19 protein-coding genes and 2 pseudogenes are annotated in these 20,972 nt (G+C 72.7%); 6 read left to right on the top strand and 15 right to left on the bottom strand.

What is annotated here, in order from left to right:
- Positions 1-43 precede the first annotated feature (43 nt).
- Entirely contained in the window at positions 44-442 is a 399-nt protein-coding gene (locus ACIP98_RS00980; RefSeq protein ID WP_319660171.1) for a helix-turn-helix transcriptional regulator, read from the top strand.
- A gap of 36 nt (positions 443-478) precedes the next feature.
- On the opposite strand, the gene ACIP98_RS00975 is transcribed toward ACIP98_RS00980, so the two are convergent.
- Both ACIP98_RS00975 and ACIP98_RS00970 read right to left on the bottom strand, forming a co-directional pair.
- Complete coding sequence (locus tag ACIP98_RS00975) at positions 479-1,657, bottom strand: NAD-dependent formate dehydrogenase (RefSeq protein WP_401973066.1); 1,179 nt, start codon at positions 1,655-1,657, stop codon at positions 479-481.
- Between the two features lie 115 nt (positions 1,658-1,772).
- A complete protein-coding gene (locus ACIP98_RS00970) occupies positions 1,773-2,720 on the bottom strand; it encodes a LysR substrate-binding domain-containing protein (protein WP_401973065.1) in 948 nt (315 codons plus the stop codon).
- Positions 2,721-3,277: 557 nt separating this feature from the next.
- On the opposite strand from ACIP98_RS00970, the gene ACIP98_RS00965 reads away from it, so the two are divergent.
- Complete coding sequence (locus ACIP98_RS00965) at positions 3,278-4,135, top strand: class II glutamine amidotransferase (protein ID WP_319660168.1); 858 nt, start codon at positions 3,278-3,280, stop codon at positions 4,133-4,135.
- A 69-nt stretch (positions 4,136-4,204) separates the two neighbouring features.
- On the opposite strand, the gene tsaA is transcribed toward ACIP98_RS00965, so the two are convergent.
- From tsaA to ACIP98_RS00950, 3 genes are all read right to left on the bottom strand, one after another.
- Entirely contained in the window at positions 4,205-4,621 is a 417-nt protein-coding gene (gene tsaA / locus ACIP98_RS00960) for a tRNA (N6-threonylcarbamoyladenosine(37)-N6)-methyltransferase TrmO (RefSeq protein ID WP_401973064.1), read from the bottom strand.
- 9 nt (positions 4,622-4,630) lie between these two features.
- A complete protein-coding gene (locus ACIP98_RS00955; RefSeq protein ID WP_401973063.1) occupies positions 4,631-6,643 on the bottom strand; it encodes a TerD family protein in 2,013 nt (670 codons plus the stop codon).
- A 175-nt stretch (positions 6,644-6,818) separates the two neighbouring features.
- The gene (locus ACIP98_RS00950; protein ID WP_401973062.1) at positions 6,819-7,526 is read right to left on the bottom strand and encodes a Clp protease N-terminal domain-containing protein; all 708 of its coding nucleotides are present in this window, start codon (positions 7,524-7,526) and stop codon (positions 6,819-6,821) included.
- 111 nt (positions 7,527-7,637) lie between these two features.
- Here ACIP98_RS00950 and ACIP98_RS00945 point away from each other — a divergent pair, with 111 nt between their 5' ends.
- Entirely contained in the window at positions 7,638-8,540 is a 903-nt protein-coding gene (locus ACIP98_RS00945; RefSeq protein WP_319660165.1) for an aminoglycoside phosphotransferase family protein, read from the top strand.
- A gap of 37 nt (positions 8,541-8,577) precedes the next feature.
- On the opposite strand, the gene ACIP98_RS00940 is transcribed toward ACIP98_RS00945, so the two are convergent.
- The 10 genes and pseudogenes from ACIP98_RS00940 to ACIP98_RS00895 form a co-directional block, all read right to left on the bottom strand.
- Positions 8,578-9,516: an aldo/keto reductase gene (locus tag ACIP98_RS00940; RefSeq protein ID WP_401973061.1), complete on the bottom strand. Its 939-nt coding sequence runs from the start codon at positions 9,514-9,516 to the stop codon at positions 8,578-8,580.
- Positions 9,513-10,028 carry a GNAT family N-acetyltransferase gene (locus tag ACIP98_RS00935; protein ID WP_319660163.1) on the bottom strand — a complete coding sequence of 172 codons (516 nt, stop codon included), beginning with the start codon at positions 10,026-10,028 and terminating at the stop codon, positions 9,513-9,515. Before ACIP98_RS00935 ends, ACIP98_RS00940 begins: the two co-directional genes overlap by 4 nt.
- Before the next feature lie 140 nt (positions 10,029-10,168).
- A complete protein-coding gene (locus ACIP98_RS00930) occupies positions 10,169-10,960 on the bottom strand; it encodes a maleylpyruvate isomerase family mycothiol-dependent enzyme (RefSeq protein ID WP_319660162.1) in 792 nt (263 codons plus the stop codon).
- Between the two features lie 107 nt (positions 10,961-11,067).
- On the bottom strand, positions 11,068-12,072 hold the full coding sequence (locus ACIP98_RS00925) for an ABC transporter permease subunit (RefSeq protein ID WP_401973060.1): 1,005 nt from the start codon (positions 12,070-12,072) through the stop codon (positions 11,068-11,070).
- Positions 12,069-12,992 (bottom strand): ABC transporter ATP-binding protein, encoded by a 924-nt coding sequence (locus ACIP98_RS00920; protein WP_319660160.1) that lies wholly within the window; start codon positions 12,990-12,992, stop codon positions 12,069-12,071. The genes ACIP98_RS00925 and ACIP98_RS00920 overlap by 4 nt, the downstream gene beginning before the upstream one ends.
- 8 nt (positions 12,993-13,000) lie before the next feature.
- Positions 13,001-13,441, bottom strand: coding sequence for a GntR family transcriptional regulator (locus ACIP98_RS00915; RefSeq protein ID WP_319660159.1), 441 nt, complete (start codon positions 13,439-13,441; stop codon positions 13,001-13,003).
- Positions 13,442-13,619: 178 nt separating this feature from the next.
- Positions 13,620-13,922: pseudogene (locus ACIP98_RS00910) on the bottom strand (transglycosylase SLT domain-containing protein); the annotation flags it as partial.
- A gap of 906 nt (positions 13,923-14,828) precedes the next feature.
- Positions 14,829-15,644 carry a putative protein N(5)-glutamine methyltransferase gene (locus ACIP98_RS00905; RefSeq protein ID WP_401973059.1) on the bottom strand — a complete coding sequence of 272 codons (816 nt, stop codon included), beginning with the start codon at positions 15,642-15,644 and terminating at the stop codon, positions 14,829-14,831.
- A 105-nt stretch (positions 15,645-15,749) separates the two neighbouring features.
- Entirely contained in the window at positions 15,750-16,625 is an 876-nt protein-coding gene (locus ACIP98_RS00900; RefSeq protein WP_401973058.1) for a hypothetical protein, read from the bottom strand.
- Positions 16,622-17,425 (bottom strand): MerR family transcriptional regulator, encoded by an 804-nt coding sequence (locus ACIP98_RS00895; RefSeq protein WP_401973057.1) that lies wholly within the window; start codon positions 17,423-17,425, stop codon positions 16,622-16,624. Before ACIP98_RS00895 ends, ACIP98_RS00900 begins: the two co-directional genes overlap by 4 nt.
- 384 nt (positions 17,426-17,809) lie before the next feature.
- Between ACIP98_RS00895 and ACIP98_RS00890 the strand changes: the two genes are divergently transcribed.
- From ACIP98_RS00890 to ACIP98_RS00880, 3 genes and pseudogenes are all read left to right on the top strand, one after another.
- Complete coding sequence (locus ACIP98_RS00890; protein WP_401973056.1) at positions 17,810-19,879, top strand: putative Ig domain-containing protein; 2,070 nt, start codon at positions 17,810-17,812, stop codon at positions 19,877-19,879.
- Positions 19,880-19,972: 93 nt separating this feature from the next.
- Positions 19,973-20,443, top strand: a complete 471-nt coding sequence (locus ACIP98_RS00885) for a hypothetical protein (protein WP_401973055.1) — start codon at positions 19,973-19,975, stop codon at positions 20,441-20,443.
- Between the two features lie 257 nt (positions 20,444-20,700).
- Positions 20,701-20,972, top strand: a pseudogene (locus ACIP98_RS00880) (hypothetical protein); the annotation flags it as partial.

Here is a 20,972-nt window from a genome sequence, read left to right as displayed (position 1 = left end):
CGGGGGGCGGGATATCGTCGGGCCGAGGCGAGAGGAATCCGACATGCCCTCCTACACCATCGGCCAGGCAGCCCGGCTGCTCGGCGTCAGCCCCGACACCGCGCGCCGGTGGGCCGACGCCGGCCGGGTCGCCACGCACCGCGACGAGGGCGGCCGCCGGCTCATCGACGGCCGCGACCTCGCCGCGTTCTCGGTGGAGCTCGCCCGCACCGGGGGAGGCGCCGAGGACGACGTGCCGCACACCTCGGTCCGCAACGCCTTCCCCGGCATCGTCATCGCCGTGAAGCTCGGCGACGTCGCGGCCCAGGTGGAGATCCAGGCCGGCCCGCACCGGCTGGTGTCCCTGCTCACCCGTGAGGCCGTGGAGGAACTCGGCCTGGAGGTCGGCATGGAGGCCACCGCCCGCGTGAAGTCCACCAACGTGCACATCGACACGGTCTGACGGCCCCGCCGGCCCCGCCGGCCCCTGCCCGCCCCGTCAGGAGGCACCGCCCGCCGACGCGGAGGTCGAGTAGGAGTGCGCGCCCGTCCCGGCCAGCGCCCCGCCGTCGACGATCAGGTACTCGTCGCGGATCGGCTTGCCGTCCAGCCAGGACTCCAGGATCTCCCGGGTGCCGGCGGCGTAGCGCGCCTGCGCCGACAGCGAGGAGCCGGAGATGTGCGGGGTCATGCCGTGGTGCGGCATGGTCCGCCAGGGGTGGTCGGCCGGTGCGGGCTGGGGGTACCAGACGTCGCCCGCGTAGCCGGCCAGCTGACCGCTGCGCAGCGCCCGGTCGATGGCGTCCCGGTCGGCGATCCGGGCCCGCGCGGTGTTGATCAGGTACGCGCCGCGCTTCATGGTGCCGATGAGCTCGTCCCCGAACAGGCCCTCGGTCTCCGGGTGCAGCGGCGCGTTGATGGTGACCACATCGCAGTGCGGCACCATCGAGGCGGTGTCGGCGTGCCAGGTCAGGCCCAGCTCGCGCTCGGTCTCCTCCGGGAGCCGGTGCCGGTCGGTGTAGTGCAGCTTGACGTCGAAGGGCGCCAGCCGGCGCAGCACCGCGAGCCCGATCCGGCCGGCCGCGACCGTGCCGACGTGCATGCCCTCCAGGTCGTAGCTGCGGGCCACGCAGTCGGCGATGTTCCAGCCGCCGTCCAGCACCACCTTGTGGGAGGGCAGGTAGTTGCGCACCAGGGACAGCGTCATCATCACCACGTGCTCGGCGACGCTGATGCTGTTGCAGTAGGTGACCTCGGCGACGGTGACCCCGCGCGCGATCGCCGCGTCCAGGTCGACGTGGTCCGAGCCGATGCCCGCGGTGATGGCCAGCTTGAGGTTCTTGGCGGCGGCGATGCGCTCGGGGGTGAGGTACGCGGGCCAGAAGGGCTGGGAGATCACGACGTCGGCGTCCGGCAGTTCCCGGTCGAAGACCGACCCGTCGCCGTCCTTGTCGGAGGTGACCACCAGCGTGTGGCCGCGGCTCTCCAGGAAGCGGCGCAGGCCCAGTTCGCCGGTGACGCTGCCGAGCAGGTGACCGGGGGTGAAGTCGGTGTCCTGCGGGGTGGGCGTGGTCTGACCGCCGGGGTAGTGGTCGATGCGGGGCAGGTCGTCACGGGCGTACGTGGTCGGGTACCCGTCGGTCGGGTCGTCGTACAGGACACAGAGAACCTTGGCCATGATCGCGGCTCCTCAACGCCGTTGCCGGAAGGTGCCTTTCACCATCCTCGCCGGAGATTCCGCAGGTCAAAGCGATTGTCGCTATCTCGGGATAGCCGACGGCTATCACCTGCGGTCAGCGGCGTCCCAGGTAGGTGTGGAGCAGTTCGTCCAGCGCGTCCCGCACACCCGCCTCGCGCGCGACCTCCAGCAGCGCCCCGCCGAGCACCGACCCCGGCTCGTGGTCCGCGACGACCAGGCCAACCCGCGGCCCCCGCGCCGGGCCGCGCAGCGGCACCACCCGCATGCCGTCCGGCACCCCGAACATGTGCAGCCACGCGTGCGAGATGACGCTCGACCAGCGGCCGCCCACCAGATGCGCGTACAGGCCGGCCACCGTGTCGGACTCCACCGCCGGGTCGGCCGTCACCCCCTCGGCGGCGAAGCACCCGTCGATGATCCGCCGGTTGCGCATCCGCGGCGACAGCAGGCACAGCGGCAGCGCCGCGACCTGCGCCCAGCTCACCTTCTCCGCCGGGCCGGGGCCGGCGCCGGGGCCCGGGGCGCCGTCCGCGGGCGTCAGCAGGACGTAACGCTCCTCGTACAGCGGGAACTTCCGGACGTGGACGAGCGTGTCGTCGTCCAGGTACGTCATCGCCACGTCGAGCTCGAAGTCGGCCAGCCGGCGCGTGATGTCCCCCGAGGACAGCGACTCCAGGCTCACCCGGGCCCGCGGGTGCCGGGCGCAGAAGGGCGTGGTCAGCAGCGAAGCGGCGGTCAGCGCGGTGGGGATCGCGCCCATCCGCAGCGTGCCGCTCAACCCGCCGCGCATCTCCGACAGTTCCTGCCGCAACGCGTCCCGCTCCGCCAGGATGCGGTGCCCCCAGGCCAGCACCCGTTCGCCCTCCGGCGTCAGGCCCTCGAAGCGGCGGCCGCGCATCACGATCGGCACCCCGAGCTCGTGCTCCAGTTTCCGTATCGCCGCGGACAGCGAGGGCTGGGAGACGTAGCAGGCCTCCGCGGCGCGTGCGAAGTGCCGTTCGCGGGCGAGCGCGACCAGGTACTCCAGTTGACGAAGCAGCATGCCGCGGAGCCTACGGACCGGGCGGCCCGAAGGCTGCCCCCGCGGGGATCCCGGGCCGGTGACCTGGCATCCGCCGCATGGGGAGAACGCGGATCACGCTGGTCGGCGGCGCGGCGGGGGCGGCACTGGCCGCGGGCGGTGACGTCCCGGGGGCGTCCGAGGAGCGCACGGCGTCCTGCGCCGACGCGCGGCAGGCGGTCACCGACGCTCACCGGGCAGGTGCGCACGGCGCAACGCCATGCGTACGAGGACCCCGAGTGGTCCGCGACCGCGAACACCTTCGAGCAGGCCCGCGTCCGCATCCTGACCACCGCGATCACGCAGAACCCGTCGTGCTTCGACGCCGTCACGCGCGCGACGGCGGCCGTTCCACCGGACGGCCCGGGGGACGGGGCCGAGGGGGAGTGGGACGTGGCACTGTGCGCGCTCCCGGAACCAGGGACGGCGAATGCACCGTTGCCGAGTGAGGCGGGCCCCGGCCTGCGGCGGGGCACGAAGGGGGGTAAAGAAGTAGAAGGGGGAGAACGAGGGGACACCCGGGGAAGAGGGTGGTGCTGATGTGCCGGTGGCTGGCCTATACGGGCACGCCGATGCTGCTCGACAACATTCTGTACAAGCCCCAGCACTCTCTGATCGACCAGAGCCTGCACTCCCGCATGGGCGTCGAGACGACCAACGGCGACGGCTTCGGCATCGGCTGGTACTCCCCCGGGCTGGAGACCCCCGCGATCATCCGCGACACCGGGCCCGCCTGGAACAACCGCAACCTGCGGGAGATCGCGCACCACGTCACCTCGCCGACCTTCTTCGCCCATGTGCGGGCCTCCACGGGCAGCGCGATCCAGCAGACCAACTGCCATCCCTTCCGGCTGGGCCGCTGGCTGTGGATGCACAACGGCGCGATCACCGACTTCCACCGGCTGCGCCGCGACCTGTCGATGGCCATCGATCCCGTGCTGTTCTCACGTCTGGAGGGCTCCACCGACTCCGAGGTGATGTTCCTGCTCGCCCTCAGTCTCGGGCTGGACCAGGACGCGCCGAACGCCGTCGCCCACATGGTGGGCCTGGTGGAGCGGGTCGGCCACGAGCACGGGGTGGAGTTCCCGATGCAGATGACCGTGGCGGTGACCGACGGCGAACGGCTGTGGGCGTTCCGCTACTCCAGCCGGCGCAGCTCGCGCTCGCTGTTCTTCAGCAGCCGCGTGAGGTCCCTGGAGGAGCTGCACCCCGACCTGTGGTGGCTGCAGGACGTCTCCCCGGAGACCCGGCTGGTGGTCTCCGAGCCGCTGGGCGACCTGCCGGACGCCTGGCACGAGATGCCGGAGAGCACGTACAGCGTCGTGCAGCCGGGCCGCGACGAACTGCTGCCCTTCGCCCCGCTGCCGGTCGACCCGCGCGACGCCGCCCCCGTGTGACGCGACGGCCCCGGGTGCGGGACCTGGTCCCGTACCCGGGGCCGTCGCGGCGGCGCGCGGGACCCCCGGTCACCGCTCGTCGAAGCGCCCGAGCACGGGCTTGACGTCCACCACGGGCGTGCCGTCCAGCGCCTCCAGCCGGCGCACCCGTACCCGCAGGCCCTCGATCTCGGCGATCTCCACCCGGTGCAGGCCCAGCGGATTCGGCCGGTCCGGCGACCGCGTGCCGAACACCCCGGTCAGCAGCCGGTCCGGTTCGCCGCGCGGCCGCACCTCCAGCACGTCCCGGCGCGCCCGGTCCAGCCAGGTGAGCACCAGCACCTCCATGCCGGCCCGCAGCCCGCGCAGCCCCTCCGCCACCGCCGGCTCGAACACCAGCCACGCCTCGGGCGCCCCCTCGTCCGCCTGCTTCGGCGCGTCCCGCCTGCGCTTCAACGGCGACTCCACCCGCCCGACGGGCCGCAGCGCGTACTCCGGCTGCTGCATGCCGCCCGGTCACTCCCCGCCGCGGGCGGCGGCCGGCTGGCGCCTGCTGGGCGCCGCATCGCGTTCCAGACGGGCGACGACACCGGAGTAGAAATGGTCGACCGCGTCGTCCACACTCCGGATGAAGCCCTTCTCGGCGGTGCCGCGCGTCGTGCCCATGCCCTTGAACAGCGACAACCGGAAGCCGGTGATCACGGCGTCGCCCTTGGGCAGCAGGTCGGCAGGCTCTGGACGCAGCCGTTCGAGGGTGCCGCGGGGGCCGTTGCCCTGGCCGTTCACGAGGGTCTCGATGTGCAGGTCGGCAGGGGATTCGGCAAGCTGGCGGATCAGACGCTTGACCCACGTCAGGGGGTATCCAGCGTCCGGCGCGGGAATGTCGATGGAGGTCCGGAGCTTGCCGGTGCGCAGGTCCGCGACGAGGGCCAGGATGCCCGGCGTACCGTCGACCAGCAGTTCGGCGTGGAGTCGCCCGTCCTCGCACAACCGGTCCGCGAGGGCGGCACGGCCGACACGCGGGTCTGTGCCACGGCGGCTGCGCTGTACCGGGAGAACCTTCATTCCCAGTTCGCCCCCAAGCCTGAGACACACCTGCCGGATCAGTCGCTCCCAGCTCTCGACGACCTCGACAGCACGGCTGTCGCCCTGGCACAGCGTCTCGTCGTCGATGCCGTTGCGCACGGGCACCCAGGCAGGGCCCATGTTCTGGAAGCCGTGGCAGCCGGAATTCTCGTGCTGCAGATAGTGCAGCAACTCGCCCACGAGCCAGGCGTGAGACGCGTTGCCCACCCCTTCGTGGCGGATGAGCATCTGCGCCTGATGCGTCACCTCTGCCCAGGACAGGTGCCACAGCGCGACCTTGTGCTTGCGCCTCCCGTCGATCTTCACGTCGACGAGCGGGCTGCCCTCCAGGGCCACGTCGTTGGACAGGGTGATCACGGCCTCATAACCGCGCCGGGCAGCGATGTCCATGTAGGCCTGTACCTGCTGGGAGTTCAGCCCGTTGCCGTTGGTCTTCGTCTCGACCAGGGCCGTCCACAGCTTGCCTGCCCGCTCCACGCGGATGACGCCGTCAGGCCGCTTGGGCGAGTCCCCGTGCGGCAGCGACACCTCGGTGAACGTCTCCATCCTGCCCGCCGGAGCGCCGAACGCGGCAGTGAGCCGACGTCCGAACTCGGGCACCTGGGCCATCACCGACAACAGCACCGACGTCGCGCGTGTCTCCCGCTCGCGATCGTTCCGGAGCGACGAGGCCGGGAAGAGACGGGCCCGACGCCACGCGTCGTTCTCCGCAAGGGACTTCTTGGGCGCCCTTGGGAGCGTGATCTTCTTTTTCGCCGTACGAGGGCGTCGTGCCGGCCGGGCCTCGGCTTCCGGCGACGCCGACTGAGCGGGTACGGTTGCGGACCGCACCACGTCCGGTGCCTCAACCAACTCGTGGGACACGGCTTCCGGTAGTGCCTCCTCGGTGACGTCGGCATCGTCGTCAATGTCGATCCCGAAGTCCACGGCCAGACCGGCAAGGCCGCTCTCGTATCCCTGCCCGACGGCTCGGAACTTCCATTCCTCACCGCGTCGGTAAAGCTCCGCGAAAATGAAGGCGCTCTCGGCACCCGCATCCTCGATGGCGAAGGCGAGCAACGGCTCGCCTGCCTGGTCGCTCAACGTCAACCGCAGGTCGTCCAGTTCGCCGAAATTCGCACCGCCGTACCGGCTGGCCGCGACAACAACCCGCTCCACACCCGGTGCGATCGCCGTCAGGTCGAGGCCGATCCGGTCCTCGTTGCCAGCGGCGGCAGGCGACTTGTCGAAGAGTTGGACGCTGCCGTCAACCGCGGCCGGGTTGTTATAGAAGTAGAAGTCCGCGTCGCTGCGCACCTTCCCGTTCTCATCCAGCAAGAGCACCGAGACATCCGCGTCCCCGTCCCCCGTCGCGCTGCTCCAGGCGAGGCTCACGACCACGGAGCCCGCGTTCTCACTGAGCGCCGCCAATCCCACGTTGGCGCCCTTGACCATTTCGCGCATGCATACCCCCCCTGCCTGCGTGGTGTCCGACGCTGTCCGGGCACACGACGCCACGAAACATGTGACGCCGGACACACCACGCTCGTTTGATCACCCTAGCGCCGGAACAGCGGCGTTACGTCAGGGAATAGGAAGAACAGGCAGGGGACACCTGGGCTCCATCAGACCCTTCGCGCTAGGCGCCGCGGGCGGCGGCCGCGGCCGCGACCATCTCGGTGACGGCGGTCTCCGTCGTGAACTTGTCGATGCCCAGGGAGGTGAGGGGGCCGGTGCCGTCCTCGAGTTCGAGGAGGGCGAGCAGGATGTGCTCGGTGCCGATGTAGTTGTGGCCGAGGCGCAGGGCCTGGCGGAAGGTGAGTTCGAGGGCCTTGCGGGAGCGGAGGTCGTAGGGGACGATCTCCCCTTCCGCGCGGCCCTGGCCGGCGGCGGGGGGCAGGGCGGCGGTGAGGTGTTCGCGGACGGCGGGGAGGGCGTGGCCCTGCGCGGTGAAGACGCGGGCGGCGATGCCCTCCGGTTCCGCGAGCAGGCCGAGGGCGAGGTGCTCGGGGGCGACCTCGGCGTTGCCCGCGGTGCGGGCCTCGGTGTGGGCGGCCATGACGGTGTTGCGCGCACGGGGGGTGAAGCGGCTGAAGCCCTGGCTGGGGTCGAGGTCGGGGACGAAGCGCTTCTGGGCGGCCTGCTTGGTGACGCCCATGCTCTTGCCGATGTCGGTCCAGGAGGCGCCGGAGCGGCGGGCCTGGTCGACGAAGTGGCCGATGAGGTGGTCGGCCACCTCTCCGAGGTGCTCCGCGGCGAGGACCGCGTCGGAGAGCTGGTCGAGCGCGTCGGGGTGGGCCTTCTTGATCGCCTCGATGAGGTCGTCGAGCCGGATGGGTTGCGTCATGCGTCAACGTTAGGTTGACGCATGCGGGAACGTCAACCGGAAGTTGACGATTGTTGCCCGGCGGGGCTCCTAGGATGCGCAAGGACCGCATCGGCCGGACGAGGGGGCCCTTTGGGATCGCATGCTGTTGTCACCCCGGAGGTCCGGGACCGGCTCGCGGTCCGGTTCGGGGACGGGGTGCGTGCCTGGTGCGACGAACTGCCCGGCCTGGTGGCCGAACTCGCCGCCCGGTGGCACCTGGAGGTCGTCGGGTCCGGCGGGGGAGGCACCTCGCGGGTGTTCCGCTCGGTGCGGCGTGACACCGGTGCCCCGGTCTGGCTGAAGGTCACGCCGGAGCCCGCGATCGCCCGCGAGGAGGCCGAGGCCCTGCGCGCCTGGGAAGGGACGCCGTCGGTGGTCCCCCTGCTGGCGCGGGACCTCACGGCCGGCGCCCTGCTGCTGGGGGACGTGGAGCCGGGAGTGCCGGTGCGGCAGCTCGCCTGGCGGTTGACCGAGGCCGCGGCGCTGCTCCGGGACCTGCGGGCCGCTTCCCCCGTTCCCGGGGAGCACTCGGTGCTGCGGCCCCTGTCGGACCGGGTCGGCTTCCTCTTCGGCCTGGCCGACCGCAGGCTGTCGGCGGCCGGCATGAACGGCCTGCTCGACCCGGCGGTGCTCGGCCGGGCCAGGCAGGCGGCGCTGGAACTCGCCACCAGCGGGCCGGTGGGACTTGTGCACGGTGACCTCCATCCGTCCAACGTGCTGTCCGGGCCGGGCGCCCGCATGGTGGCGATCGACCCCCGGCCCGCGTGGGGCGACCCCGACTTCGACGCGGTGGACTGGGTTCTCGAGGGAGTCACGGACCCGGCCGCGCTGGACGCGCGGATCGAGGAGCTGGCGGCCATGGTTCCCGGCCAGTCCCCGGAGCGGGTACGGGGCTGGTGCCGGGCCCTGGCCGCCCTCAACGCGGTCCCCGGGATCTGCGCGCGACGCGACGACGCGAGGACCCGCTTCCTCATGACCCTGTCGGGCCTCTGACCGCCCCGGCGCACGGTCCGTCAGGCGCGGCCGGTGTTCACGAAGCGGCCCGCGCGGCGGCCGGGGGCCGTCCGTCGTCCTGGTGGTGGGATCCCAGGAGCGCCATGTCGTCCTCCGAGAGCCGGATCGCCCCGGCGGCGACGTTCGCGACCAGGTGGTCCGGATCACCGGTACCGGGGATGGCCAGCACGTGCGGCCCCTGGTGAAGTGTCCACGCCAGGCGGACCTGCGCCGCCGACGCGCCGTGCGCGCGGGCGACGGCGAGCACCGCCTCGCTGTCGGCGGCGCTCGCGCCCGCCTCCCGTCCGGCTCCGGCGATCGCGAAGAACGGCACGAAGGCGATGCCGAGTTCACCACAGGCCCGCAGGAACTCCCGCTCCTCGCCGGGCGCGTCGAGGCTGTAGGGATTCTGCACGCACACGACCGGCGCGATGGCCCGCGCCTCGGCCACGTGCGCGGGCGTGGCGTTGGACATGCCGAGGTGGCGTACGAGTCCGGCGTCCCGCAGCGCGGCCAGCGCCTCGAAGTGGGCGCCGGTCGAGCCGTTCCTGTGACTGGGCGGGACGCGCAGGTTCACCACGTCCAGATGGTCACGGCCCAGCTGGCGCAGATTCTCCTCGACCTGGCCGCGCAGTTGCTCCGGTGCGGCCCACCACCACGCGCCCGAGGGGTCCCGGCCGGGCCAGACCTTGGTGCTGATGACCAGATCCTCCGGATAGGGCGCCAGCGCCCGGTTGATCAGCTCGTTGGCGGAGCGCTTCGAGGAGAAGTAGAAGGAGGCGGTGTCGATGTGGTTGACGCCGAGCTCGACCGCGCGCCGCAGAACGGTGATCGACCGCTCGCGGTCGCTCGGTTCGCCGAGGTCGAACGGGGCACTGCCCGTCAGGCGCATCGCGCCGAACCCGACGCGGTTGACGGTCAGGTCGCCGAGCCGCCCGGTACCCGCGTCCGCCGCGGTGTTCGTCGATGAGGTCATGACCGGCCACCCGTCGTCGTGGGAGCGCCGAACGAGATCCAGGTGTCGGGCGCCAGGTCCGGACGACCCGGTACCGGCCGGTGCTCCTCGCTCCAGCCGTCGCCGGCGACCTCGCTCGCGACACGGCGCCAGAAGCGCGCCGCGACCGTGTTGGCGTCCTGGAAGGCGACCGCCCACGGACCCGGGTGCCTGCCGAGGACGTCCCGGACCGCGCGCAGTCCGACGCCGGCCCGGCGCGCTCCGCGGACGACGAAGAAGCTGTTCAGCACACGCGTCGGGCCCGTCAGGCCGCGCACGAAGGCGAGACCGACGGGGCGCTCGCCGCTCGTCAGCAGATAGGGGGCCCAGTCGCCGCCGGCGAATGCGGCGTGGAGCCGGTCGCTCCGGAAGGTCCCGTCCGGGTTCGGCACGACGCCGCCGAACCCGGACATGTCGTGACGGAACATCAACCAGAGGCGCTCCGCCACGGGGCGGTCGTCGGCCGTCGCTCGACGTACACATGGATCCGGCATGGGTCTCCTGTCCGGGAAGGGGCCCGCTGCGGGGCGGGCCCCCGCCGGGCATGAAAAAAGCCTCCCCGGCGGATCGGGATCCGCAGCGAGAAGGCTTGAACGACGGCCGGCAGTCTATCAAGTGCCGCGTGCGCCGCGCCTCAGGGCGCGGTGAACAACGCCGGGAAGCCCGGCGCGAGCCACGGCTTGCGGCCCCAGGCGAGGATCTTGCCGCGGGCCACGGCACCGGTGGCGGTACGCCGGCCGAGTGCGATGAGCAGGAACGTCACGGGCTCGGCGACGATCGTCACATCGGCGCGGCCCGGGAGTTCGGGCGTGACCTCCGCGGCCCCGTCGGCGAAGGTGACCGCGAAGCGCGAGCCGCCGCGCACCCGCAGGTCGTAGCAGGCGGTGTGGCCGGCGGCCGCGGCACTGAGCACGCGCGGCATGGCGGTCATGACGAACGGCACGGTCGCCTCCACCGCCGCCGCGTCGATCATGTGCGGGCGGCGCAGTGCGGCGGCGATGTCCCAGCCGTGGCCGAGCATGTGCGCCACCAGGTACGACCCGAGGGTGGCCAGGTCCATCGGGCCGAGCGGGGTGCGGACGGGCCGCTCCGCCGGGCGGCCGGACGCCGCCTCGGTGAACGCCCGGGCGTGGCGCACGACGCCCTCGGCCAGCACGGCCGGGTCGCGCTCCGGGTACGCCTCCAGCGAGGCCGCGTTGGCGGCGGCGAGGCTGCCGGCGGTGCCGTCGCCGTAGGGCCGCTCGTCGCCCCGCGCGAGCGCCGCCATCAGCTCGTTGGCCAGCACCAGGTGCGCCGCCGCCTCGCCCACCGTCCACTGCGCACCGGGGATGCGCGCCGACGCGTCCGCGCAGCGGCGGAGCAGCTCGGCGATCCGCTCGGCGGTGGCGTGGACGGCTGCGGTGACCTGCGGCGGGACGGACGTCATGGAGGAGAAGGGTGGCCGAGGCGGGTACGTCTGTAAAGACCCGTGACGCGCCGAGGACCCGGCTCCCGCCCCTGGTGAGGGGCGGGAGCCGGGTCCGGACGCCGGACTCAGACCAGTCGCCTGCGGCCCCGCAGGACGATCACCGCGACGAGGGCGGCGGTCAGGACGAACAGGATGCCCGCGCCGAGCCACTGCATCGTCGACAGCTGCGAGACGGGCAGGTACTCGGTCGACCAGCCCACCACGTCCAGCTTGCGCAGGCAGACCTCGACGGCCTTCTCGTCCGCCTCATGGGCGCACGTGCCCCAGCCCATCAACTTGCCCGAGCCGGTGACGTAGTTGGAGTCGATCTCGAACGCGCCGGCCGGCAGTGCGGGGGACTGGCCCGGCAGACCCGCGGCGTGGTGGGTGGCCAGCGTGACCGGGGTGCCCAGGTGCAACCGGGTCAGGCTCCAGACGACCTCCGAGAAGACCGCGAAGAAGAAGGTCACCACCATCGCCGTCAGCGTGCGCCGCAGCAGCGTGCCGATGAGGACACCCGCGGCGACGAGGAACAGGGTGAGCGCCACCGGCACCGGACCGGTGGTGTCGAAGTAGGTGGACTCGGTCCAGCCGGCCTGGCTCTTCGCCGGCTCCCACCACCAGGCGTACGCGACCGAGAGCAGCGTCGTGCCGATCACCAGGAGGAGCCCGGTGATGACGAGCTTGTTGGCGATCCATCGCACCCGGCTCACGGACTGCGCCGCGATCAGCTTCGCGGTGCCGTTCTCCAGGTCCGGGGCGAGCAGCGGGGCACCGACGAAGACGGCGAGGAGAATGGGGACGAAGCTGAGCGCCAGGCCGGCCTGGCTCAGCTGCTGGGAGTAGGCGGTGAAGCCCTGGACCCAGTCGTCGGACTTCAGGTGCGGCCAGCCGTACGGTGCGAGGTAGTCCGTCAGGACGGACCGCCGCCAGGCGATACCGGCCAGTCCGGCCACGGTCAGGGCGATCAGGGTCCAGTACGCGGCCCGGTGCTGCCGCCACACCAGCCAGGTCATGCCGCTCAGGTGCGGGCGGCGGGTCGCCTCGGCCGGCGCGGCGGCGGGCGTCCTCGGATCGGTCATGGTGCTCATGCCGCCACCGCCACCCGGGCCGTGGGGCTGATCAGCGCGGGAGCCCCGGGGTTGCGCAGATAGGCGAGCAGGAGTTCCTCCAGGTTCGGGGTGTCGGCCTGCCACGGGGCGCCGACCGGGCCGTCGGGGCGTATGAGGGCGGTGAACTGCCGTCCGTGCACGCGGGACTCGACGAAGGTGTGATGCCCCAGGCCGGCCGGCACGCCCGGGCCGCCCTCGGCGACACCGGTCAGCAGGGTGTGGGCGGAGAGCAGTTCGTCGACGTCGCCGGCGAGGCGGAGCCCGCCGCCGGCGATGACCATGAGGTAGTCGCAGATGGTGCCCAGCTCGGCGAGCATGTGCGAGGACATCAGGACGGTCGTGCCGTGCTCGGCGACCTCGGCCATCAGCAGGCTCATCATCTCGTGACGCACCAGCGGGTCCAGGTCGGACAGCGGCTCGTCCAGGAGCAGCAGGTCGGGGCGCTTGCCGAAGGCCACGGCGAAGGCGACGCGGGTGCGCTGGCCGCCCGACAGGGTGCCGATCCGCGCGTTCAGCGGCACATTGCCGGAGCGCACGATCCCCTCGGCGGCGGCCTGGTCCCAGCCGGGGTTGAGCTCGCGGCCCATGCGCAGCGTCTCGGCCACGGTGAAGCGCTTGTACAGCGGCTTCTCCTGGGCGAGGAAGGCGACCCGGCGGCCGGCCTCCGCGGACTCGGGGGCCGCGCCGAACACGCGCAGCGTGCCGGCGGTCGGCTCCAGGAGATTGGCGGCGATGCTCATCAGCGTCGTCTTGCCCGCTCCGTTGGGCCCCACGAGACCGCAGATCCGGCCGGCCGGCAGCCGGAAGGAGCAGTCCTGCAGCGCCCAGCCGCGCCGGTACTTCTTCCCGACGCCGTAGGCCTCGATCGCCGACTCCTCCGGTGGTCCCGGAAGGTCCATGCCCTCACTCATCCGTGCTTCCCGCTTTCCGTGTTCCCGTGCGTTTCCGTGCCCGCGGCGGACACCAGGGGACCGGCGTACCGCTCTTCCAGTACCGACGTGACCAGGGCGATCACGTCGTCCCGCTCCAGGCCCGCGGCACGGGCCCGGAGCACCCACTCGTCCAGCTCGCCGCGCAGCGGCGAGTCCGGCCCGGCCTGCGGGCGGGCCAGCGACCGGCGGACGAACGTCCCCAGGCCCGGCCGGGGCTCGACCAGCCCCTCCCGCTCCAGCTCGCGGTAGGCCTTCAGCGTCGTATTGGGGTTGACCGCGCTGCTCTCGGCGACCTCCTTGGCCGTCGGCAGCCGGTCGCCCGGCACCAGCACGCCCAGCCGCAGTGCCTGCTTGGTCTGCTGGACGATCTGCTGGTAGGCGGCGACGCCGCTCCGGCGGTCGATGCGGAACTCCACGTTCCCAGCACCACCATTCCACTACTTGATTAGTGGAACGATGATGCGTCGGGTCCGCGGCGGGTGTCAAGCACGGACCCGGGAACCGGTCCGGGAGCACAAAAAAGAGCGCCCCCCGGCAGTGGCACTGCCGGGGGCACTCTTCACGGGCACACGCGTGGCGCTGTCGCGCCCGGCCTCAGTAGGCCGAGTTGACGTTGTCGATCGAACCGTAGCGGTGGGCCGCGTAGTTGCAGGCCGCGGTGATGTTGGCGACCGGGTCGTAGATGTTGTACGAGGTTCCGGGCACGTGGTACGTCTTGAACGTCGGGTCGATGACCTGCATGAGGCCCTTCGACGGGATGCCCTTGGCGGCGTTGCTGTCCCAGTTGTTGATCGCCGACGGGTTGCCCGAGGACTCGCGCATCAGGTTCTTGTAGATGCCGTTGTACGTGCCCGGGATGCCGTTCTTGTGCATGATCTCCAGGCTCTGGTTGATCCAGGCGTTGACGGAGCCGGAGTGCGTCGTAGCGGCGGAAGCGGTGGGGGCCATCGCCACACCACCGGCGACGACGGCGGCGCTGGCAGCGACGACGCCGAGGGAGATCTTCTTGGCCTTGGCGGCGGAGGCGAACTTCGTCATGGAGGAGATCTGCATTCGTTTCTTTCCTTTTCCGTGGGGTACGCCATGAATTGTTGGCCGAATTCCTGGCGGGGGTCAATGCCCCCCATTACGACCGCGATTAGTAGTGCCCCCAGGGTCCAAAGTCCCGCCGCCCAGTCACCGGACGGGAATTGAGGACCGCGGACTACTAAGAGGGCCGGATTGTGGCGCGCGCCATATCTGCCACGTCACACGCAAACCCCCACAAATCGCCCCTTGCGTGACCGGCGCCACGTGGTCCCGGTCACGAATTCGCCGCCGTTCTCGCTCCCCGCGCCCACCCGATGACACTGCGTGTCCCACTCCGGGCGACGGTGGCGCCGGGCGCGACCGGCGCCCTGCGGGCACGGACTCCGCAGGGGTGCAGCCCCCCGCCGACGTGGGCGAACATGCCAAGGGGCCGCCGCACCGGCACATCGGTACCGGGGCGGCGGCCCCTGCGCGGCGGGCCGCCGCCGGCACCGCGGCCCGCGCGGACACCCCCCTTACGCGCGCCCGCGCGCCCGCGCGGGCGCGGCACGAAGGGGAAGCCCGGGAGGCGGACGAAAACGCGGGGGATTCCGCTTCACGCGGGCGGGCGACTTCCCCTTCCGGGTGCCAGGACTTTCCCCTCCGAGCGCCGGGACTTTCTCCCTCCCCCGCTTTCCCGCATTCTTGCTTTCCGCCTTTCGACGGCCGGGCCTTTCGACAGCGAGGCGGCGGGACCTTGGTCCCGTTCCGGCGGGGGCTTTTCTCCGCGAACCCTTATACGGACCGGGCCGCCGCGGTGCCGACGATCACGGTGGCGTGCCATTCCTCGGAAACAGCGACGCGCGCGCGAAGGCCGGCCCGGGTGACGGCCTCGACCGCCGCCGGGGCCTGCCGCTCCCCGGTCTCGAAGAGGAGGTGGCCGCCCGGGGCCAGCCAGTCGGGGGCGCGGGCGACGACCCTGCGGAGGATGTCGAGGCCGTCCGGGCCGCCGTCGAGGGCCGTGAGCGGTTCGTGGTCACGGGCCTCGGGGGGCAGAAGACCGACGGCGTCGGTGGGGACGTACGGGGCGTTGGCGACCAGGATGTCGACGCGGCCTCGCAGCCGGGCGGGCAACGGCTCGTAGAGGTCGCCCTGGTGGACCTCACCGCCCGCGGCGGCCAGGTTCCGGCGGGCGCAGGCGACCGCGGCGGGATCGATGTCGGCGGCGTACAGCCGGGGCCGCTCCACCTCGGCGGCCAGCGCGGCGCCCACCGCCCCGGAACCGCAGCACAGGTCGACGACGACCGCGCCGGGGCGGGCCAGCCGGGCGGCCTCGCCGGCGAGGAACTCGGTACGACGCCGGGGCACGAAGACCCCGGGGTCCACGGCGATCCGCAGACCGCGGAACTCGGCCCAGCCGACGACCTGTTCGAGGGGGAAACCGGCGGTACGGCGCTCGACCATGACGGCGAGCTCGGCCGGGGTCCCCGCGGCGGCGAGGAGCAGTCGCGCCTCGTCCTCGGCGAAGACGCAGCCGGCGGCGCGCAGCGCGGCGACGACGGCCCGGTGATCGACCGGGGTGGGCGGCACGGAAGGAGGCAATGCGGGCATGAAGGCCTTTCGGGATGCCGAAGGGCGCTCTCGCGGTCTCCTACGCCGGGGTGGCAGCGGAGCCGTACGGGGGGAGCACCCAACCTGACATGGCGGTAATGGGTCTCACCTCCTCGGTCCGTCCACTGCGGGCGACGCCACGTTACCCGAGCCCCCGCGGCCCGCCCACCCCAGGGCGGCCACGACGGCGCGCGGGTCGTCGGCGTGGAAGCGCAGCACGCGCGCCCGGGCGGGGGCGCCCAGCGGGCGCAGGAAGGCGACCGGCTCGGACAGCTCGACGGTCACGGTGGTCTGCCCGCCGACGACCAGGTCGGCCGTGCCGTCGTCGGTGAGCGTCACCAGCCGTCCACCGGGGAAGCGCCGGTCGACGCGGGCGGCCGCTATCCGCCCGGCGGGCACCCGGATGTCGACGAGCGCGCCGTACCGCACCCGCAGCGAGCCGTCCGCCTCCACGACGTGCGGGCGGACCACGCACGCCGCGTGCAAGGCCAGGACGAAGAAGCAGCCCCACAGGTCGAGGACGAGCGTGACGGCGTGCACGGCCGGCCAGGGGATGACCAGCGCCAGCAGCACGGTCTCGACCACGGAGACGAAGAGCAGCCCGTAGACGGTGGCCGTCTGCGCCCCGCTGTACGGGACCGGGACAGCGCCCTTGCCCACGCCGTGCCGCGGCCGCCGCGCGGTCCATAGCAACAGGCTCGCCGCCAGGGCGAGTTCGTGACGCACCAGCCGCCGCACGGCCACCGGCACCATGGCGCGCACGGCCGTCCGCAGCGCGGCCCGCCGCGACTGACCCCGGCGCCGCGCCTCGCGGTGGACCCGCACCAGGCGCGGCAGCCGCCACGCGGCCGCGGCGGCAAGGCAGAGTTCCGTGCCCCGGAGCACCGGCGTCGGCACCGGCACCCCGGCCGACAGGCACCCGGCCAGCACGGCCTCCGCGCAGAGCAGCAGGCCCAGTGCCCAGCCGCGCGCGCTCCTCATCGGGCACGCTCCGACAGCAGCCGGATCGCCTGCCGCACGGCCTCGGCCTGGGCGGGGGCGTGGTCGTCGAGGAACGCGGCGACGAAGCCGCCCTGTCCGGCGGCCGCCACCACGTCGTCCTCAGCGGTGTCGGCCATCGCGGCGACGATCTCGTCCGGGACGGCGTCGGCGATGGCCCGCGCAGCCTCGCCGACCCGGGGGTCGTCGAGCGGGGCGCCGGCCAGTTCGTCCATGAGCGCGTAGACCGCGTACGCGCGGCGCATCGCGTCCGGGCCGGTGTCCATGGAGCGCAGCAGGCCGGTCAGCCAGCCCCGGGTCTGCGGGGTGGCCGCCGTTTCCAGGAGGGCGAGCAGTTCGCGTTCCCTGGCCGCCATCGCGGGCTCGGGTCCCGGCAGGTCCGCGGTGACGCGGGCCATGTCGGCGAAGAGCTCGGCGAGTTCGGGGGAGACGGGTCCCTCCGCGGGGAGCCCGCCGGTCCCGGCCTGGCGCAGCAGTTCCGCCAGCCGGGCGCGGCGGCCGCGGATGGCCTCCTCCTGGCGGGCGAGGTCGGCGTCGAGTTCGGCGAGGACTTCCGCCAGGTCCTTGCCGGCGTCGTCGGCGAGTACGTCCCTGATCTCCTCCAGGCCGAGGCCGAGTTCCGCCAGCCGCCGGACGCGGGCGAGCCCGACGGCGTCGCGCAGCCCGTAGTCGCGGTAGCCGTTGACGCGGCGCGCGGGCTCGGGCAGCAGCCCGATGCGGTGGTAGTGCCGGACCGTGCGGGTGCTGACCCCGGCGAGGGCGGCGAGTTCTCCGATGCGCATGGGGCCAGTAGAGACCTTGACGCTGCGACAAGGTCAAGGACGGCGCGGCCACAGCGGGGCGTACAGGGAAAACCCTAGGGAAATCGGGCCGGCCGCCGCCGGGCCGAGGGCTCCCGCCTCGGTCCGGGCAAACGCCCCTCAAGCGGCGGTAAAGATCTTCCTCCGCCGCTGTTCGGCGGTGGCGGCCTGCAATAGCTTCGGCGCGTCAACCGTCATCACCCGTACGCAGCCGCAGCACAGGGGTGGTCTACGCGTGTCGAAATGACATGTACATGCCTTACAGGCAAATGACCTGCACCCCGCGGCCGCCCAGGATCCGCGCCGCCCGCGCCACCCGCACCGCGCCGTGACACCCCCACTCCCGGCACTCGACGGAGGCACCTCGTGCACCTCTCCACGCACCGACTGAGACGATCGGTCGCCGCGGCCCTGCCCGCGCTCGCCCTGGCCGTCAGCGGCCTGCTGGCCGCCGGTCCCACGGCCCAGGCCGCCGCACCCCCCACCCCCCACACCCTCTCGGCCCGCGACACCCAGAACGCCCGGGCCCTGCAGTCGCCGCAGGCCCAGGCGGTGCACTCGACCGGCACGGCCGGTGCCCACGTCCCGACGGAGCACCTGTGCGGCGCGCCCGTCGCCGGCCGGTTCAGCTGCCTCGCCCAGCGGCGCACCGACATCGCGATGCGCCGCGACAACACGCTCTCGCCCGAGGCCACCCCGTCCGGTCTGGGGCCGGCCAACCTGCACAGCGCCTACAACCTGCCGTCCACCGGCGGCTCCGGCCTCACCGTGGCCATCGTCGACGCCTACGACGACCCCAACGCCGCCACCGACCTGTCCACCTACCGCTCCCAGTACGGGCTGTCGGCCTGCACGACCGCCAACGGCTGCTTCAAGAAGGTCGGCCAGACCGGCAGCACCACCAACCTGCCGAGCCCCGACAGCGGTTGGGCCGGTGAGATCGCACTCGACCTCGACATGGTCAGCGCCGCCTGCCCGAGCTGCAACATCCTGCTGGTCGAGGCCGACTCCGCGAGCATGGAGGACCTCGGCACGGCCGTGAACGAGGCCGTAGCGCTCGGCGCGAAGTTCGTCTCCAACAGCTACGGCGGCGACGAGGAGTCCGCCGACCCGTCGTACGACAGCGCCTACTTCAACCACCCGGGTGTCGCCATCACCGTCTCCGCCGGCGACGCGGGCTACGGCGCCGAGTACCCGGCGGCCTCCCGCTACGTGACCGCCGTCGGCGGCACCTCGCTGAACACCTCCTCCACCACCCGCGGCTGGACCGAGAAGGTCTGGGGCACCACCTCGGGCGGCGACGGCACCGGCTCGGGCTGCTCCGCGTACGACACCAAGCCCACCTGGCAGACCGACACCGGCTGCGCCCGGCGCACCGTCGCCGACGTCTCCGCGGTGGCCGACCCCGCCACCGGCGTCGCGGTGTACGACACCTACGGCGGCTCCGGCTGGGCGGTCTACGGCGGCACCAGCGCCTCCTCGCCGCTCATCGCGGGCGTGTACGCCCTGGGCGGCGCCCCGGCCGCGGGCAGCAACCCGGCGTCGTACCCCTACGCCCACACCGCCAACCTCTACGACGTGACCACCGGCGCCAACGGCAGCTGCTCCAGCTCCTACCTGTGCACCGCGAAGTCCGGCTACGACGGCCCGACCGGCCTCGGCACCCCGAACGGTGTCACCGCCTTCAAGAACGGCACCAGCAGCGGCAACACGGTCACCGTCACCAACCCGGGAAGCCAGACCGGCACCGTCGGCACCGCCCGCAGCCTGCAGATCGCGGCCACCGACAGCGCGGGCGCCGCGCTCACCTACAGCGCGAGCGGCCTGCCCGCCGGGCTCTCCGTGAACGCCTCGACCGGCCTGGTCTCCGGCACCCCGACCACCGCCGGCACCTACCAGACCACCGTCACCGCCTCCGACTCCACCGGCGCCTCCGGCTCGGCCTCCTTCGGCTGGACGATCGCGCCGGCCGGCGGCGGCACCTGCACGGCCGGCCAGCTGCTGGCCAACCCCGGCTTCGAGTCGGGCGCCACCGGCTGGACCGCCTCCAGCGGTGTCGTCACCAACGACTCCGGTGAGGCCGCGCACAGCGGCTCGTACAAGGCCTGGCTGGACGGCTACGGCTCCACGCACACCGACACGCTCTCCCAGTCGGTGACCGTCCCGGCCGGCTGCAAGGCGACCCTCACCTTCTGGCTGCACATCGACACCGCCGAGACCACCACGACCTCGGCCTACGACAAGCTCACCGTCACGGCCGGGTCCACCACCCTGGCCACGTACTCCAACCTCAACAAGGCCACGGGGTACGCCCAGAAGAGCTTCGACCTGTCCTCCTTCGCCGGTTCCACCGTCACCCTGAAGTTCAGCGGCACCGAGGACTCCTCCCTGCAGACGAGTTTCGTGGTCGACGACACCGCCCTGACCACGGGCTGAGCCCCTTCCTCCGCGTGTGGGGTCCCGGTCGCCGCGAGGCGGCCGGGACCCTTTTACGTCCGGGACACGTCACAGAGAAAAGGAGGCTCTCCCATGTACCGATCGCACCGACCGCACCGACCGCATCTGCCGCACCCCCGACCGACAGCCGCCGTCGCGGCGGCCGTCGCGGCGCTCGTGCTCACCGCCTGCGGCGGCGGCGCCGAGCCGGGCGACGGCCCGGCCACCGGCGTGAAGCCGTGCCCCACCCGGCTCGACCTCACCGCCGCCGACAGCGGCCGCACGCTCTGCGTGGGCACCGGCGCCACGGTCCGCGTCGCGCTCGACGGCAGCCCCGACCGCCCCTGGTCCCCCGTCACGCTCGAGGGCGGCGCCCTGCGGGCCGACAACGCCGGCATCGGCGCCCCCCGCGGCGACACAATCGCCGCCTACCGCGCCACCGCCCCCGGCACGGCCCGCCTCACCGCCACCCGTCCCCTGTGCGCCCAGCCGACCTCCCCGGACGGGGTAGCCTGCCTGGGACTGCGCGAGTGGACCGTCACCGTGCGGGTCGCACAGGGCTGAACACCAGTGCCCGCGAAAAGGTTGTACGGATCCCGGCATCGATTCGGGCACGGATCGGTCAGCGACCGACGAAGTCGTGGTAACGGATCGACATGGGCGATCAATGCAGTAGCCCGCTGTCATAGGCATGACGTAGCGTTTCCCCTTGCCGCCGACGAAGGCGCGCCGGAGCACCTTCACGGGCGCCCGCGCCCCTCGGCGCACCCACACCTCACCGGAAGACTTCCGGACTCCACGCCTGCCTGGGGGGAACCAGCTTGCGCACCCGCCACATCGCGAGCGGGACGGCTCTGTCCGTCCTGCTCGCCACCGCATCCCTGCTCGGTGTCACGGCCACGCCGGCTGCCGCCACCGACAGCGGGACCACCGTCCCGCCGGTGACCTCGTTCAGCCTGGAGGACCCGGCCCTCGCCGCCACCACCCTCACGGTGAACGCCCCGGCCGGCGCCCTTCCCGGCACCGAGGTCACCATCACCGGCACCCTCGGCTCCACGGTGCCCTTCGCGGACGGCACCACGGTCTCCGTGAG

The organism is Streptomyces sp. NPDC088354 (genome assembly GCF_044753585.1).
Taxonomy (GTDB): domain Bacteria; phylum Actinomycetota; class Actinomycetes; order Streptomycetales; family Streptomycetaceae; genus Actinacidiphila.
This window is presented reverse-complemented; position numbering and strand designations above follow the sequence as displayed.

Excerpts from the sequence above, each read along its gene's own strand:
- ACIP98_RS00980 (WP_319660171.1), top strand. The coding sequence starts at position 44 with ATGCCCTCCTACACCATCGGCCAGGCAGCCCGGCTGCTCGGCGTCAGC.
- ACIP98_RS00975 (WP_401973066.1), bottom strand. The coding sequence starts at position 1,657 with ATGGCCAAGGTTCTCTGTGTCCTGTACGACGACCCGACCGACGGGTAC.
- ACIP98_RS00970 (WP_401973065.1), bottom strand. The coding sequence starts at position 2,720 with ATGCTGCTTCGTCAACTGGAGTACCTGGTCGCGCTCGCCCGCGAACGG.
- ACIP98_RS00965 (WP_319660168.1), top strand. The coding sequence starts at position 3,278 with ATGTGCCGGTGGCTGGCCTATACGGGCACGCCGATGCTGCTCGACAAC.
- tsaA (WP_401973064.1), bottom strand. The coding sequence starts at position 4,621 with ATGCAGCAGCCGGAGTACGCGCTGCGGCCCGTCGGGCGGGTGGAGTCG.
- ACIP98_RS00955 (WP_401973063.1), bottom strand. The coding sequence starts at position 6,643 with ATGCGCGAAATGGTCAAGGGCGCCAACGTGGGATTGGCGGCGCTCAGT.
- ACIP98_RS00950 (WP_401973062.1), bottom strand. The coding sequence starts at position 7,526 with ATGACGCAACCCATCCGGCTCGACGACCTCATCGAGGCGATCAAGAAG.
- ACIP98_RS00940 (WP_401973061.1), bottom strand. The coding sequence starts at position 9,516 with ATGACCTCATCGACGAACACCGCGGCGGACGCGGGTACCGGGCGGCTC.
- ACIP98_RS00935 (WP_319660163.1), bottom strand. The coding sequence starts at position 10,028 with ATGCCGGATCCATGTGTACGTCGAGCGACGGCCGACGACCGCCCCGTG.
- ACIP98_RS00930 (WP_319660162.1), bottom strand. The coding sequence starts at position 10,960 with ATGACGTCCGTCCCGCCGCAGGTCACCGCAGCCGTCCACGCCACCGCC.
- ACIP98_RS00925 (WP_401973060.1), bottom strand. The coding sequence starts at position 12,072 with ATGAGCACCATGACCGATCCGAGGACGCCCGCCGCCGCGCCGGCCGAG.
- ACIP98_RS00920 (WP_319660160.1), bottom strand. The coding sequence starts at position 12,992 with ATGGACCTTCCGGGACCACCGGAGGAGTCGGCGATCGAGGCCTACGGC.
- ACIP98_RS00905 (WP_401973059.1), bottom strand. The coding sequence starts at position 15,644 with ATGCCCGCATTGCCTCCTTCCGTGCCGCCCACCCCGGTCGATCACCGG.
- ACIP98_RS00900 (WP_401973058.1), bottom strand. The coding sequence starts at position 16,625 with ATGAGGAGCGCGCGCGGCTGGGCACTGGGCCTGCTGCTCTGCGCGGAG.
- ACIP98_RS00895 (WP_401973057.1), bottom strand. The coding sequence starts at position 17,425 with ATGCGCATCGGAGAACTCGCCGCCCTCGCCGGGGTCAGCACCCGCACG.
- ACIP98_RS00885 (WP_401973055.1), top strand. The coding sequence starts at position 19,973 with ATGTACCGATCGCACCGACCGCACCGACCGCATCTGCCGCACCCCCGA.